Source organism: Myxococcus hansupus, from assembly GCF_000280925.3.
In the GTDB taxonomy this organism is placed as follows: Bacteria; Myxococcota; Myxococcia; order Myxococcales; family Myxococcaceae; genus Myxococcus; species Myxococcus hansupus.
In genome coordinates, this window is the sequence record NZ_CP012109.1 from 4,680,638 (window position 1) to 4,695,180 (window position 14,543).

The following is a 14,543-nucleotide window of genomic DNA, read 5'->3' on the forward strand; positions in this document are numbered from 1 at the left end:
TCTCCACGGCAAACCCGAGGAGAGGAGAGACAGCGCTCCCCTCCCCTTGGGATTGTGATTAGAGCCGACGAAGCAGCGTCCGCGTCGCGCCCCGGGCGACGGGGCCAAGGTCCTCATATTTGGTGATGAGGTTGTAGGTGTTGACGCCACCGAAGAGGCCGCCCGTCTCGCTCGTCTGGGTCGTCCCATCCGCGTAGACGGTTTCAATCGTCGCCGAATACGGGACCGAAATGCGGGCCTGCAACATGAGCACGGAGACACGGATGCTGGAGTTGGCGGGGACCTTGACCGGCACCGAGATGGCGACCTCGCTGTCGTCAGTGCTCTCCTGCTCCTGCACGTACTTCCAGCTCCCTTCGATCGTCCAGGCCACCTTGCCCTCCTTCAGACCTGGGAGGCCCCCCTTGAACTCGAGCGACTGGCTGACAGAGAGCCCTCGCTCGTGGGTGAACGAATACGAGTGCCCCTCCACGAACTTGAAGCTGAGCGTTTGCAACTGCTCCGAACTCGTGATGTTGGTCACCGTCTGGGTTCCCCCCACCTTGGGCGAGTAATCCTCGATGTTGGCCACGTTCATGTCGAAGTTGATCGCCTTGAGGCGGATCTGCCGCGCGTCCTTCACCTGCGCCCACTTCTCATTGTCGCCGCCGCCGCTCCACTCCCACGTCACCAACTGCGTACCAGCGCGGTAGGGACCATTCCCCAGGATGTTGATCTTCTGCTCCCAGTCCGCGAAGGAGTAGATGGGATTGAAGGTTTCATTGCCCTCATTGCGCCACACCGCGAGGTCATTGGTGTTGATGGCCTCCAGGCCCACGGTGATGAGCGACGCGCCCTGCTCATTGCTCGCGCGGCAGATGGCTCGCCCCGTGCTCTTGTTGATGATGGAGAACCCCTCGTCTCCACGGGTGTTCCGCACCTCCCACAGTTGGAGGTCATTCGTGTAGTCGAGATTCTGCACGGTGACGGCGTGGTTGTCCGCGCTGGCGCTGATGGCGAGCTGCTTGCCCTCGGGACTGAACGCCTTGGAAATGAAGCTCCGGTAGACGACGTCAGACATTGTGACTTCCCCCTCTTCGCGGCGCGGGTTGAATCACGCAGATGGCCGCGACGGTCGGGGGCGACAGCAATCGTCATGCCATCAACACTCTTCACCCACGAAGGCAACGCCCCCCTCGTGTGAGGACTTGGAGCGAGCCCCCGCCCCGCCGTGAATCGCGTTGAACAGGGACGCGGAGACGTCACGGAAGGACGCACGCCCCCACGCCCGACGGACTCACGAAACACTGCATGAACTGCGTGTCGCCATGGTCTGGATTGCGCCGGTCGTAAGCGACGGAGAACCACGTGCCCGGCACGACGTTCGCTGACACCGCCGCCGGACTGCCCAGAGCATGAGGCCCACGGCGAGGGGCCCTACCACCGCCACCAATGCGACCCCGATGAGGCCCATTCCGTGAGCACCTCGCGGGCGCCGGGACGGTGCTTGACCTCCGTTTGAAACGGGAATAATCAATTCGCGATTTGAGTTGAACGAACAGAGAGGAGACATCCATGACGAAGTTGACGGAGCTGTCCCGTCTCGACGGCGTGGCACAGGCGGAGCTTGTTACCCGGGGCGAAGTCAGCGCCGAGGAGCTGCTCACCGCCTGCATGGAGCGCATGGACGCACTGAACCCGCTGCTGAATGCCGCGCCGGTGCTGGACTTCGAACGTGCCCGAGCAAGGCCTCCCGCCCCGGGGCCTTTCGCGGGGGTTCCGTTCCTGGTCAAGGACGCCACGCCCTATCCCGGCCTCCGCTGGTCAATGGGCTCGCGGCTGTTCGCGAGGAACGTCGGCGACCCGGGGACGCCCTACAGCACGCGCCTGGACGCCGCGGGACTCGTCACCGTGGGAAAGAGCGCGACCTCCGAGTTCGGCATGCTGGGGAGCACCGAAACGCTCCTGGACGGCATCACCCACAATCCCTGGGAGCTTTCCCATTCGGCGGCGGGCTCGTCCGGAGGCGCCGCCGCCGCGGTGGCCGCGGGGCTCGTGCCACTCGCGCACGCGAGCGACGGCGGTGGCTCCATCCGCATCCCCGCGTCCTTCTGCGGCCTCTTCGGATTCAAACCGAGCCGAGGCCGCTGCGTGCGCGCCAGCCTGGGGGACTCCGACTTCGGAGCGCTCGTGAGTGAGCATTGTGTCAGCCGGACGGTGCGGGACAGCGCGCTGCTGCTCGCGCTCACCGAGAACCGGGACGCGGGACTTCCGCCGCTGGGGCACGTCCAGGCGCCCCTCTCGCGTCGCCTGCGCATCGGCACCTGGACACGAACGATGACCGGCGAAGAGCCAGACCCCGCCGTCCAACGGGCCTACGCGGAATCCGTCGCGCTCTGCGTGGCGCTGGGACATGACGTAGTGCCCATGGAGCCCCCCGACATCGACGGGTGGGCGTTGGGGGAGGCCTTCTTCCTGCTGGGGGGCTCCGCCGTCGCAGGCGCGGCCCAATTGATGGAACGCCTGCGCGGCACGCCTGTGTCGCCCGACGAGCTCGAGCCGTTCACCCAGGCGCTCGCGGACGTGTTCCGACGTGGTGGCCCCAGCGGCCTCAAGGATGCCCGTCGCGTGCTCGCGGAGAGCGCGGAGCGTTACCTCACCACGGTTCAGGACCTGGACGTCATCCTCACGCCCACGGTCGCGGCCGCGCCCTGGCGCATCGGGTACCTCTCCCCCGTCCTCCCCCGGGAGGAGCTGATGCGACGCATGGCGCTCGCCGTGGGCTACACGCCCATCCAGAACATGACGGGCAGCCCCGCGATGTCGGTGCCCTTGCACGTGTCAGACACGGGGCTTCCCATTGGCACCCACTTCGCCGCCGCGCCTGGAGCGGACGCCCTGCTGCTCGGACTTGCCTATCAGCTCGAAGCGGCGAGCCCATGGCATCATCGCTGGGCGCCCTACTCCTATCCCCGGTTGTTCGACGCCTGATGCCCCAGGTCCTCAAAGAAGAAGTCCGCCAACGCATCCTCACGTCCGCGCTGGAGATCTTCGCGACGCGCGGCTACGCCGACGCCACGATGAGCGACATCGCCGCGCAGGCGGGGCTCGGCACCGCGAGCCTCTATCGCTACTACGCGAACAAAGAGGCACTGTTCGATGCCGTCGTGCCCCCACGCTGGCAGCGCGGTTCGAGGCGTTGCTCGAGAAGCGAGTGCGAGCACTCGCCAGCCCGCGGCTGGGCGACGCCCCCGGCCCGAGCGACGAACGCGGCGAGGAGATGCTCCGGTTCTGGGTGGAGAACCGGCTCGCGGTGGTGGTGCTCCTCGACCGCGCGGCCGGGACCGGTTACGCCCACTACGGAGAGCGCTTCGTCGAGTTGCTCGTCGCCACCACGCTGGCGCAACTTCGCTCCGCCCACCCGGGACTTCGCATCAACGCGACAGCGCGCTTCGTGCTCACGCGCATCTTCGAGAACACCCGTCGCATGTTGGCCGCCATCCTCGCGGAGCATGAACAGGAGAAGGCCCTGCGAGAGGCCATCGAGGCCTTCTGGAGCTACCAGATTCCGGGGCTCGAAGGCTTCGCGAAATGGGTGGGCGCGCGCCTGACGCCAGTCTCCGAGTAACACCGCGACCCCATTACTCAGTCTCACTGGGTTCACGCAGGGTGGACGAGCCCGTCCCAGGCCCGATAGGATTGTCACTGCAACTTCGCAATCCTACTCACGACAAGGAGCCCCAGATGGCGCTGTCTCGTTGGGTCGTTGGAATCTCCGCACTGCTGCTGACCGCTTGTGGTGGCCCGCTCGAAATGGAAGAGGGCCTCCCCTCCGGCGACATGAGCTCCGTGGAGCAGCGCGCGGAGCAGCCCGGTGGAGGAACGCGCTATGGCCAGCACCGGACCTACTACCGCGAGGCGGCCAAGGTGAACTGGGTCGGTGCCTGGCACGCCGACTGTTCGGGCTACATCACGCAGTCGGGGCAAGTGACGCAGTACTACACGGACTCCTTCTTCATCTGCTCGTAGCGGTAGCAACGCGGTGGCCCCGGGGTGACACGCCGTGGGGCCACAGCACACCGGAAGATCGAAATGAACGAAGCCGTGAGCGAGGGAATGCAGCGAGTCCTGGCGTTCCTACAGGAGTTCACGGAGACCGAATACCGCGTCACCATGACGCGGTATGACCGGGGCCTGGATGAGCCGCAGCAGAATGCCTGCGTCCAGGTGTTGCGGAACTTCTATCACTCCATTGATGACCTCAGTCTGGACCGATACACACGAACGCGGCTGGACCTGTCAGACAAATCTCTCCACGTCTACAAGCATCCAGAGCAACCGGGGGCGCGACGGGGACGGAAGCCTGGAATTTTCTTGTGTCTATTTCGTAGCCGAAACGGATGAAGGGCTGCGCATCATCTATCACTACGCATACTCGTCCACCCATGGAGGCTGGTGGCACCCTTGCCTTCTGGAGCACCTCCAGGTCCACGCTCCGGGCCGATTGATGGAGATTCACCGGCTGACGCCCCCGAGTGACTCCCAGGCGAACCTGGAAGAGTATCACTCCGACACGATGGGGCTGACGCTGGTGCAGGTCGAATAGCGGAGGACGCGGCCCTCCGAAAGCACCCATGACAGGTGCTTTGGAGGGGATGCGTTACTTCTTCGCCTTGAACAGCTTGCCCTGACGCCACGCCGCGAAGAGCGACGCCTCGGAGTAGACGGCCCGGGCGTTGAACTTGAGCTCCACCCGGCCACCCGCCTCGGCCACCGCGGCGGCGATGGCCTCCGCCTCCGCGCGATCCATCGGCGCCGTGCGCATCGTTCCCAGGGTCTTGCGCATCGTCTCCGGGAACTGGAGCCAGAGCGGCGGCGGCTTCTGATCCAGGTACGGCGCCGGGAACCCGGTGATGGCCGCGATGCGGGCCACCACCTCCGGGCTTCGGCCCCCCGTATCCGCGAGGGTCACCTCCACCGACTCGTCCTTGCCCAGGGCCCCCGCGGTCAGCACCTTCTTCAGCGAAGCCAGGACCCCCTTGCCCTGCCCCTGCCGGAACGTGTTCATCGGATAGTGGTGCTCCACCTCGAGCGACTGGGCGCGCACGTCATGCTCGTCCTCGATGAGCAGCCGGGTCTTCAGCCGCCCGCCGACAACCAGCGAGTTGTCGTTGTAATGGCCGACGACCACATCGCCTCCGTCCAGTTGGCCGCCCACGCGAAACTCGCCACTGGTCCGAAGCGCACCCACCGCGACGTTCCCCAGGACGATGACGCTCGAGTCGGGACCTCGGTCCGTGAGCAGTCCCGCCACCGACAGGTTGCCGAGGACCACCAGCGTGCCCGCCACGTCGAAGTCCCCTGCGACCTTCAAGTCACCTGGGACGAAGACGCTCTGCCCCACTTCCACGCCAGATGCTCGCTCCGTGGGCGGGGCGGTCTCCACGCACCGCGCGGCGACCTGGGCCAGCGCTGGAGCCGCCAGGGCGCGGCGCCGGCCTTTCGCATCTCAGTAAAGAGGTCCGCGTAGGTCCCCACCGCGGGCTCCCGCCACGGCATCAGCTTATCCGTGTTCTCATCTTCAAAGAATTCACTCGAAACGAGCTGGGGAAGCATCTCATCGAAGGCAGTCTTGAAGGACGAAGGCTCGATTTGCATATCGCCACCGACCCTACACGTCCGTCCGACACATCATGCGTAAAAGCGCCCGGCACGGCTGGGCAGAGACTTCCCTTCCTCGAAAGCACAGGAAAAGTCCGAGCCTTGTCGGGACGAAGGGAAACTTCGCGCCCCATGAGCGACACGCGCGCCTAGGGATGAAGAACCGTGGGCATGTGGATGTCGCCCAGATCCACATCCTCTTCCAGGGGAACGTCCACCGTGACGGTGCGTGATGCCACTCCTGGCGCATCAAAAATCAAGGCCATCTGCCCGTGGTTCGTCGTCGGAAACAGGAAAGTGCCCTCGAGGCTGAAGACGCCGATTTCTCGGTTGATGACGTAATCCGGAAAGGGGCGGCCATCAGGTCCCAAGAGCCGGCCTCGGACGAATGAAATGCGTTGCAGCACGAGGCGGAGGTCGTTCTCGCTCGCTCCCGGTTTCATGAAAATCCAATCGTTGTCGTGGTGGGTCCCTCCCATGGAACGTGCTGGCTTGAAAGCATGGCCATCCTTCGTGGCCCAAACCGCGTGCGGCGCGGAAGACAGGCCCCGGAGGACAAATCGGCCACTGGCGTCTGTTCGAACGCCAATGGGGGGGCCACCGCAGCCAAAACCGATGTGGGGCGGCTCGGTCGAGTCGGCCTGGGGAAATCGAGAGGTTTGGATGGCGACGCCCTCCAGCGGCGTTCCGCTCGCTGTCACGACAATACCGGAGACAGTCAATCCCACGGGAAACCGCAGTTCCACCTGTGTCGCCATGCCATCGCGCAACTCGAGGTCCTGAGCGGCGGTGAGCCGGGTGACTCCCTGAACATGCTTCTGGGCCCACACGATGTAGTGCCCAGGCGGGACGGCCCCGAGGCGAAAGTGCCCCTGGGCATCTGAAGAAATGTATCGGCTGGGACTGCCTCGCTCTTCGCGTTTGGCAAGGAAGACGTCCGCCCCCACCACGGGAACGCCGTGTTCATCCAACAAAATGCCTGTGACGGTGGGACCTTGCTTCAACGCGATGCGAAGTCCTCCACTGGGTGCATGCACCGGAATGGCATCTGGCAGGAATCGCTCGTCAACGGCTTCCATTTCCCAGGGGCCGGGGCTGCAGGCTTTCAGCTCGAATCGGCCGGCGGTGTCCGTGGTCGTCTGGGGCCGCTCGCCAAATGACGCGGGATGCTTGCATGCGCGATTCAATTTGAGCGTCACGTTTGGGGCAGGCGCCCCGTGTTCGTCCACCGCCACGCCGGTGATCAACTCCGCGCGGAACAGCGTGATGTCGAACGGGGATTGGAGTTCCAGGGAGTCCAGATAGAAGTGGGCGTCCAGATAGCCGGGCGCCGACACCGTGATTTGATTCTTGTCGGGGCCAAGGGGGCCCAGGCGAAAGCGGCCATCCAGCGTCGTTGTCGTGGCTGGGTAGATCCCACCAAGGCGCTGTGGAACCCAGGAGATGTTGGCGCCTGAAATGGACTGGCGCGCCTCATCTCGAACGACGCCCTCAAGAAAAGGTGCTGGCCTCAATTCGAGTTCCGTCTCGGCCCCGTCTCGTTCGTCCAGCGTCACTTGAGCACTGGCGATCATTCCCTCATGAAAGGCCGAAAGCGTGACGCGATGACCTTCGCGGAGCCCTGAGAAGTGAAACTGCCCTTTCGCGTCGGATGTGGCGACCTGCAAGGAACCCTCCTCCGAGGAGAAATCCACGAAGAGTTCGACGCGAGCGCCGGAGATGGGATTCCCCCGAGAGAGGACCCGGCCTGCATGGTTCAGCGGCCGAGTGAGTCGCACACCGTCTTCTGGAAGGCTGGTTGCCTCATCGAGATGGAGGAGCGCTGGTCGCCAGCCCCCCTGTTCCGCCAGGAGGACATAACGCCCGAGCGGCAACGGCCCCATGCGGAACCGTCCATCTGGACCTGCGATACCGTCGAAGTATCGACCCGTTGTCACGGAGACCAGGGTGAGGTGCGTGCCCGGCAGCGGCGCGCCTCCTCCCGAGACGATTCCCTCCACCCGCAGTCCCGGGGTCAAAACCAGGCGCAGATCGTCGTGTATCCCCAGGATGTCTTGTTGCGCGGCCGCCCCCTCCTCATTCAAGGCCCAGATCGACAGGGCTCCGTCGTCCAGCCCATCCAAGAGGTAGGCGCCATCTCCGTCGGTGACGGTCTCCGCCTGGGGAATGGCTTCTCCCCTTCGAGAGGACAGCCACTCCGTCAGGGCATCGCGGCCTGCCCACTGGCAGTCCTGCAAGAGCCGGCGAGGCTTCTCTTCGAGGAGCGCCTCCCATGCCCCCGGCGCCCAGTCGGGACACGGCAGCTCCGCCAAGGACTCGTCCGCCCGCGACATGGCGGACACGTGCACGCCTGCGAGCGGTGCACCTCGCGTGTCCACCACGGTGCCACGAATGCGCCGGCGACGGTCAGGTCGAGCGACGGGGTGCAGGGCCACCGTGCCAGGACTGACAGCCCCCTGGAGACGGTTCGTGGCATGCGACGATGCCGCGAATTCCACGCCGCGCTCGACGGCCCCTGTCGTGGAATACGCGTCCCAGGCGATCAGCCCGAGGACGCTCATGGCCAGAATCGTCGACGCCCCGCCGATGTACCGGTGCCTTGCCGTCATGCTTCGACGGTAGGGCCCCGCGGCCAGGCAATCCTCACGGAACCCTCATGATTCGCGCAGCAGTCGCGCAGCGTTGTCGCCGCCTCACATCCGCGTGGAAGGCATCGTGGGAAGCATGAAGGTCGTCCAGGTGGAGAGTCAGTGGCGTTGACCTGGGTCCAGGGCGTCGTGAACAGCGCGTCGACGTCGCTGACCTTCCCCATGCAATACGTGACGGGGACGAATCTCTGCCCGGGGTGCACGGGAACGCCTTCGACGCGCCACCAACTCGTGGGCTCGCTCACCATCAACGGCACCAGCGGCGTCCCCCCTCCGTGACGGCTTCGTCCCAGATTGCCTCTCCGATTGGGAGCTGGGACCGCACGCCCTTCACGCTCAGCCGGCTGACGGGCCCGTAGGCGCCGAGCCCATCCTCACGTCAGCGACGCTTCCGCCGCGGGCACATGCGCGCGGCGGGAGCTTCTTCATCAGGGTTCTGAAGCATCACGAGCCCCCCTCACGACACATCGGCCTGGGACGTCTCGACGGGCTGAAGCATGGCCTCGTGGAGCGCCTCGGCCATGTCGAAGTAGGGAATCTTTGGCTCCAGCCCCAGGCCCCGCGCGTACTGCGTCAGCGCGCCCCGGTGGTGTGCCGTGTGGTCCAGCATGAGCTCGAAGACGTGGGCCGCCGTGAACCACGGAGGGAAAAGAGGATTGGGGAGCAGAGATGGCTGCGTGAGTTCCTCCATCGTCCTGCCGCCGAACATCTCGCTGGCGGAGTCCATGGACCGGTCGAACAACTCCGCCGCCTTCCGGAGTGACCGGCCCGCCTCTTCGACCTCGGTCGCGGCGTTCCGCTCCTCGGGACTGGTGTTCGCGCTCTGCGCCCAGGACATGTCGGCGAACCCCTGCTGGCGCCGCGACATCGTGGACCAGCCCTCGAACGCGCCGAACAAACCCGAGAGGAAGTACTCGATGGCCGCAGCCGCGTGCAGCACCTGGCCCGCGGCGGTCATGCTCTCTTGAGTGACTCGGAAGGTGGCGTCCTCGTCCCTGAAACACGCCAAGGTGCGATGGAAGAACTGCCGGTGCATGCGGAGCTTCTGAACGAACGGGTGGGTGGTGGCTGGGCTCTCGGCGGTCTGGGAGGCATCCATGGACAGCTCCGTGGCGGCATCGGAAAGCGCCTATCGCTCCTTCAGGCGCCACCCAGCGTCATGGCATGTCGGTCTGACAGTGAAACCAGCAATCCAGGGGGCGTGGACCGAGCAGACGCCACGCGGCGTCTCGAAAGGACCGGGTCGCTTCACCGCGGACTGTTCCTCGTGGAGGTTCCATGGCGTGATGGCTCACGGAAGGGAGCAACGGGACATGGCGGAGCATCAGGACTGGGGGCGGGTCGTTCCCGCTCAAGAAGCGTGGGCCCACGTGGAAGCAGCGGGGACACCCGAATGGCGAAAAGAGCTGGCCTCCTGGTGGCGGGGCGTCTCCGGGGAGGACGTCCTCTTCCACGAGGGAGACCTGCAGGCCGACTCGCTCGTCGTCGGTCCGCGACCGCTCATCGTCTCCGGCAGCGTCCGGCTGAAGGGGCTGCTCCAGGACGGCCACGCCGCGGACCACACCCTCCTGGTGGTGCTGGGCGATTTGGAAGTGGAGAACGTGGCGACGTTTTCCGCCATGTTCATCGCGGGCGATGTCCGGATTCAGGGGCTGCTCTTCGGCGACTCGTACGGCGATGACGTCTTCTGCGTCGGAGGTGGGCTGACGGCGCGCGCCCTCATCGAGCAGCACCACCACATCGGGGTGTCCGGCCCGCTCGACGTGGACGTCATCGTGGGCGACAAGCTCACCTCGACGGAGAAGCCGCGCAAGAAGCTGGAGCCGCACGAAGCGCTCCTGACGGGTGCTTTCACCGTGGAGGACGAGGACGAGGGCGACATCACCGACTCGACGGTGGACCGGAAGGGGCTCCTCGCGAAGCTGCGCGCGGGGGAGCCCGTGCTGGCCGACACCCGGCTCAGCCCCGTGGAGAAAGCCATCGCCGCCGTGAAGGAGAAGCTGGCGCGGGGCGAGCAGGCGACGCGGCTGACCCTCGCCCAGAAGAAGCTGAAGGCCATCCCCGAGGAGGTCTTCTCCCTCACCTCGCTGGAGAGCCTCACGCTGGACACCAATGACATCGCGGAGATTTCCCCGCGCATTGGCGAGCTGCGGGCACTGAAGAGCCTCAGCCTGGAGAGCCTGCCGCTGACGACGCTCCCCGAGGAGCTCTGTCGCCTCCCCGCGCTGAAGAAGCTGAGCCTCCGCTACTGCAACCACCTCAAGAGGCTCCCGGATGCCTTCGTCGAGTTGGAGGCGCTGGAGGAGCTGTACCTGGACGTGATGGCGCTGGAAAGCTTCCCCGAGGTGCTGACGCGGCTGCCTCGGTTGAAGAAGCTCTGGCTCTGGCGCTTCTTCAAGATGACACCGGGCCGGGTCCAGGGCCTGGTGGACGGGCTCGGGCGGATGCCGACACTGACGCACGCCGGCTTCCTTCAGGGGGAGCTGTCCGCGCTGCCCGGAGGACTCGCGCCACTCGCCCGACTCAAGCAGTTCAAGCTGGGCCTGGAACGCATCCCCCAGCCAGAGGTGAAGCGCCTGGAAGCGGCGCTGCCTCCCGGACGACTGCACGTGGGGTACTGAGTCGCTGAGCCGAGCATGCTGGACCGCCTCATCTCCAAACGCACCTTGGAGCAAAGACTCATCAAGGCTACCTTCCCGAATGCCTCTCAACCCAAGGAGCCCCAGATGCTGCGGAATCTCGTTTCCGGAGTCGCCCTGAGTTTCGCCTTCGTGGTGGGAATGGCTGTACCCTCGATCGTGGAGAATGAAGCTCCGGTGCTCGTATCGACGGCGCCCAGCAACGTGGTGCAGGAAGAAACGTCGGACGAGTCCGCGCGCTTGCTGGGTTGCTGCACCGGCGATGGCCAGTTCTGCGTCAACACGGCGCAATGTCAGGCCCGCGGAGCGGGCGTCTGCGGCGCCCCCTGTAACTAGACTTCGGCCCGGATGAAGTCATCCGCCCCTGCATGGTGCTCCTGGAAGACGGGGCGGCATGCAGGAGGCGGCTTTACCCGCGGGCTCGCTCAACGAAGGGAGCGCTCCAAATCCTCGCGGCTGAAGTCCTTCGAGAGGTTGCCCGTCTCGAAAGACTCCGCGAGATCGACGATGGCCGGCAACAGGGCCTGGATGCGAGCCGTCAGCCTGTCACGCACGTGGTCCTTGAACTTCTGGCTCTTGAGCCGGGCCAGCTCGCGCACGTCTTCCGGAACCCGGCCGACGAGGTCGTCGAGGGGACGCAGGCCCTGCGAGAGGGCTTTGTCAGCCTCGTCCTGGAGTCCCCTCGGCAGCGCCTTGAGCTTGCTGGCCGCGCCTTGCCGGGTGACCTCCTCAAGATGCTGGCGAAAGAGATAGGACTCGGCGAGCTGTTCGACCGTCTCATTGCCCAGCGCCTGGATGAAGATGCCCTTGAACTTGTCTCGGAATTTGCCATCGAGTTCCTCGGTGAGCTTCCAGTCCACATCGAGGGTCGAGCAGACCTTGTTCATGAAGCTCGACGCCACATCGCGCTGGGCCGAGGTGGCCACGCGGGAGGCCCAATCCGCGAGCCGTCCCTTGGCCTGGTCGAGCATCACCCTGGCTTTTCCCAGGTCATTCTTGTCGTAGTACGCGAGGACCTCGGCCCGCGTCGAATTGAAGAGCAGCAGGACACTGCCCTTCTCCGCCTGCACCAGGCTCTGGTAGGTCGACACCAGGCTGCGGTAGTGCCCCTTCTGCACCTGATAGACATCCGCGCCCCCCTGCACGGCGTCGATCAAGTCACGGTCGATGCCATCGGGGATGTCGACATCGAACAACGCGCTGATGAACTTGGCCACGTCCACGCCCTTGCCGCCCAGGTGCGCGTCATCGAGCTGGCGTGCCTTGTCGAGGGACTTCGACGTGGCGCGGGCGATGCCCTCGGAGAGGCGATTCACCGCCCCCGGGGCGAGTTCGTCGACGATTTTCTGCGCCATCCGTGCGACCTGCTGCACCACCTGGCGCTGGTCGTTCTCGAACGTCACATCCTTCGACAGCAGGAAGGTCCACTTGTCCCAGAGCTCGCCAAGCATCTTGTTGAGCAAGTCTTGATGGACGAGCAAGTCATCATGGAGCTGGGGCGTGCTCACCTGCGACAGGGCGTCGAAGAAGGCCATCTCGTGCGCGAGGGCCTGGTACCAGAAGAGCTGGAGCGCCGGCGTCAGCGGATGGTCCTTCGCCGCGTCCCCGAAGGCCCGGCTGATGTCCGCCTGCGCCGTGACACAGCGGTCCCGCCACTTGCGCTGGGTGCCGAGATTGCTGGCGCTGGCGCGCTCACTGGCGTCGAACAGGAAATCCAGTGCGCTGTTCGCCGCGGTGCCCACCTTCGAGATGCCGTCGCGCAAGGCGCGGGTCACCGAGTCGGCGGCGCCCTCGGAGGCGCGGTTCATCAAATCGTTGAGCTCCGAGACCCGGCCCGAATACCAACTCATGGAACGCTCCTTTACAGGCTCTGATGGCTGACGATGCGCCACGGACCGCCGTTGCGGCGCTGGAACCGCCAGTGCCGCTTCACCTCGACCGAGTTGAAGGTCCGGGCCTCGCCCTCGAAGAGTCCGACGTGGTCGAGCTCCAACTCGACCTCCTCGATGCGCGGGACGCCCGGGGCTTCGTCGCCGCGAATGACGACGTTCACATCCCCCATCCAGTGCACCCGCGCATCAAGAACCTTGTCGAGCAGGAGGCGCCGGGAACGCATCCACTCGCTGTCGCGACTGTTCCAGGTCCAGACCGGGTAGTAGATGGGCCGCTGACCATCCGGCACGGCGCGCCAGTCGGCGAACAGGTCGTTCCAGGTCGCCTGGTCACCGTGCTTCACGGCCGCGACCATGGCCTCGAGAATCTCACGCGGACTCGCATCGTCGGCCGGAGCCCCGAGGGCTTCATGGGTGAGCGACGCTTCTCCCGCGAAGAACGGGCCGCCCTCTCGCGTGTCACTGACGTCGACGCAGACCGCGCCGCCAATGAGCGCCGCGACCGGCTCCACCTCCAGCCCGGCGACGGCGCGGCCCGAGCCCGCGAGCAGCCGTGGGTCGGGAAGGATGCGGCCCAGCAAGGAGATATCAATCCTCACCGACGGGGTGACGCGCTTCTGGTAGCGGTGCAGGGCGGCGAAGAGCCGCTTCATGGCCGGGGACTCGACCGGGCAGAAGACCCAGGCACCCGACTGACTCCAGGCCAGGTAGGCCTTGCCCATGTCCATCAGCCACTCGCGCTGGGTCACTTGTGGCAGTGAAACGAGCTTGCCCGTCACAGCCGAGCGATCGCCACGGAACGGGTCGACCGTGGGAAAAGCCCCGAGCGTCTCCTCCGCACGCGCCGCCAGCAGGGCCTGCCAGGCCGAGGTGGCCTGAAGGCCAATGTCCTTGACCGAGGCCTCGCCCCGAGTGCGGAAGTCGAGGGCGTGGGCCGGCAACGTGACGAGCTGGCCCTCGAGGCATTCGCGAACCATCTCCCAGTCGTCGCGCATCGCCGTCGCCAGGGGCCCCGGGAAGTGCTCGACGAGGTGGTCGACACGGGGCTTGCGCTCGAGGTGCCGCGCGAACTCCATGCGCGTCCCGCGCGACGTCCGCCAGATACCGAAGGAGCCGTCCAGCAGGCGCTCCCACTCCAAGACGCACTTGTCCATCCAGCCCAGCCAGGACTCGTCGAAACCATCGCGCCCCAGGCGCTCGGGCCCCCCCGGGCCGATGATGGGCCGTGACGTCTCCGCGAGGCTCCAGATGCGCTCGTGGCGAAGGACACCCACGAACGCGTGCTCCTCCCAGCCATCGCCCGGCTCGCGTCGGCGCGCAATCCGCAACCGGACCTCATCCCCCTCCTTGCGGCCCTGCTGAGCCCAGGTCTTGGCTTCCGCGTACTGGCCCAGCAGGAATGGAACGGTGCGCCGCCAGGTGTCCAGGTCCGGAGGCTTGACGACGGGCTGGCCGTCGATTTCGAGGATGCGGTCGCCAATGCGCAGGCCCGAACCGCGGAAACCACTGTCCCAGGCAATCCATGCCACGTCGACGTGGAATGGCACGTCGTCGTAGCGAGCATCGGTCCTGAGACCGCTCCGCAGCTCGTCATGCAAGTGTTCCCGCTCGGAACCACGATTGCTCATGATGGCATCCCCCTCCCCTGCTCTCCCGGCGCTCGCGGAGAGGCAGCGCGAGTCTTTACCTCGGGGGGCATGGACAGAGCAATGCACGGGCCCGCG

At 65.8% G+C, this 14,543-nt stretch carries 12 protein-coding genes; 6 read left to right on the forward strand and 6 right to left on the reverse strand.

Going from position 1 to position 14,543, the window contains the following annotated elements; all coding sequences use genetic code 11:
• Positions 1 to 58: 58 nt before the first annotated feature.
• Positions 59 to 1,060, reverse strand: coding sequence for an ETX/MTX2 family pore-forming toxin (locus A176_RS17905; RefSeq protein WP_002637449.1), 1,002 nt, complete (start codon positions 1,058 to 1,060; stop codon positions 59 to 61).
• 494 nt (positions 1,061 to 1,554) lie between these two features.
• On the opposite strand from A176_RS17905, the gene A176_RS17910 reads away from it, so the two are divergent.
• The 3 genes from A176_RS17910 (at position 1,555) to A176_RS17920 (ending at position 4,008) form a co-directional block, all read left to right on the forward strand.
• Positions 1,555 to 2,970, forward strand: a complete 1,416-nt coding sequence (locus A176_RS17910; protein WP_002637451.1) for an amidase — start codon at positions 1,555 to 1,557, stop codon at positions 2,968 to 2,970.
• 223 nt (positions 2,971 to 3,193) lie between these two features.
• Positions 3,194 to 3,607 (forward strand): hypothetical protein, encoded by a 414-nt coding sequence (locus A176_RS40000; protein WP_226994449.1) that lies wholly within the window; start codon positions 3,194 to 3,196, stop codon positions 3,605 to 3,607.
• Between the two features lie 116 nt (positions 3,608 to 3,723).
• On the forward strand, positions 3,724 to 4,008 hold the full coding sequence (locus A176_RS17920) for a DUF6289 family protein (protein WP_002637453.1): 285 nt from the start codon (positions 3,724 to 3,726) through the stop codon (positions 4,006 to 4,008).
• A gap of 631 nt (positions 4,009 to 4,639) precedes the next feature.
• On the opposite strand, the gene A176_RS17930 is transcribed toward A176_RS17920, so the two are convergent.
• Positions 4,640 to 5,425 (reverse strand): hypothetical protein, encoded by a 786-nt coding sequence (locus A176_RS17930; RefSeq protein WP_144429563.1) that lies wholly within the window; start codon positions 5,423 to 5,425, stop codon positions 4,640 to 4,642.
• 364 nt (positions 5,426 to 5,789) lie between these two features.
• The gene (locus A176_RS17940) at positions 5,790 to 8,201 is read right to left on the reverse strand and encodes a carboxypeptidase-like regulatory domain-containing protein (RefSeq protein ID WP_021781529.1); all 2,412 of its coding nucleotides are present in this window, start codon (positions 8,199 to 8,201) and stop codon (positions 5,790 to 5,792) included.
• A 189-nt stretch (positions 8,202 to 8,390) separates the two neighbouring features.
• On the opposite strand from A176_RS17940, the gene A176_RS39080 reads away from it, so the two are divergent.
• Entirely contained in the window at positions 8,391 to 8,567 is a 177-nt protein-coding gene (locus A176_RS39080; RefSeq protein ID WP_002637456.1) for a hypothetical protein, read from the forward strand.
• 178 nt (positions 8,568 to 8,745) lie between these two features.
• Here the strand turns inward: A176_RS39080 and A176_RS17945 are convergent, their stop codons facing one another.
• Positions 8,746 to 9,387, reverse strand: coding sequence for a DinB family protein (locus tag A176_RS17945; protein ID WP_002637457.1), 642 nt, complete (start codon positions 9,385 to 9,387; stop codon positions 8,746 to 8,748).
• Positions 9,388 to 9,601: 214 nt separating this feature from the next.
• Between A176_RS17945 and A176_RS17950 the strand changes: the two genes are divergently transcribed.
• Both A176_RS17950 and A176_RS17955 read left to right on the forward strand, forming a co-directional pair.
• Positions 9,602 to 10,909, forward strand: a complete 1,308-nt coding sequence (locus tag A176_RS17950; protein WP_044890796.1) for a leucine-rich repeat domain-containing protein — start codon at positions 9,602 to 9,604, stop codon at positions 10,907 to 10,909.
• 15 nt (positions 10,910 to 10,924) lie between these two features.
• Positions 10,925 to 11,263, forward strand: coding sequence for a hypothetical protein (locus A176_RS17955; RefSeq protein ID WP_044890795.1), 339 nt, complete (start codon positions 10,925 to 10,927; stop codon positions 11,261 to 11,263).
• Positions 11,264 to 11,352: 89 nt separating this feature from the next.
• On the opposite strand, the gene A176_RS17960 is transcribed toward A176_RS17955, so the two are convergent.
• A complete protein-coding gene (locus tag A176_RS17960) occupies positions 11,353 to 12,777 on the reverse strand; it encodes a hypothetical protein (protein WP_002637461.1) in 1,425 nt (474 codons plus the stop codon).
• Between the two features lie 11 nt (positions 12,778 to 12,788).
• Positions 12,789 to 14,447, reverse strand: coding sequence for a PDZ domain-containing protein (locus tag A176_RS17965; protein WP_021781527.1), 1,659 nt, complete (start codon positions 14,445 to 14,447; stop codon positions 12,789 to 12,791).
• Positions 14,448 to 14,543 lie beyond the last annotated feature (96 nt).

What these genes read in the sequence shown, in the direction of transcription:
- A176_RS17905 (WP_002637449.1), bottom strand. Translation starts at nt 1,060, where the DNA reads ATGTCTGACGTCGTCTACCGGAGCTTCATTTCCAAGGCGTTCAGTCCC.
- A176_RS17910 (WP_002637451.1), top strand. Translation starts at nt 1,555, where the DNA reads ATGACGAAGTTGACGGAGCTGTCCCGTCTCGACGGCGTGGCACAGGCG.
- A176_RS17920 (WP_002637453.1), top strand. Translation starts at nt 3,724, where the DNA reads ATGGCGCTGTCTCGTTGGGTCGTTGGAATCTCCGCACTGCTGCTGACC.
- A176_RS17940 (WP_021781529.1), bottom strand. Translation starts at nt 8,201, where the DNA reads ATGAGCGTCCTCGGGCTGATCGCCTGGGACGCGTATTCCACGACAGGG.
- A176_RS17945 (WP_002637457.1), bottom strand. Translation starts at nt 9,387, where the DNA reads ATGGATGCCTCCCAGACCGCCGAGAGCCCAGCCACCACCCACCCGTTC.
- A176_RS17950 (WP_044890796.1), top strand. Translation starts at nt 9,602, where the DNA reads ATGGCGGAGCATCAGGACTGGGGGCGGGTCGTTCCCGCTCAAGAAGCG.
- A176_RS17955 (WP_044890795.1), top strand. Translation starts at nt 10,925, where the DNA reads ATGCTGGACCGCCTCATCTCCAAACGCACCTTGGAGCAAAGACTCATC.
- A176_RS17960 (WP_002637461.1), bottom strand. Translation starts at nt 12,777, where the DNA reads ATGAGTTGGTATTCGGGCCGGGTCTCGGAGCTCAACGATTTGATGAAC.
- A176_RS17965 (WP_021781527.1), bottom strand. Translation starts at nt 14,447, where the DNA reads ATGAGCAATCGTGGTTCCGAGCGGGAACACTTGCATGACGAGCTGCGG.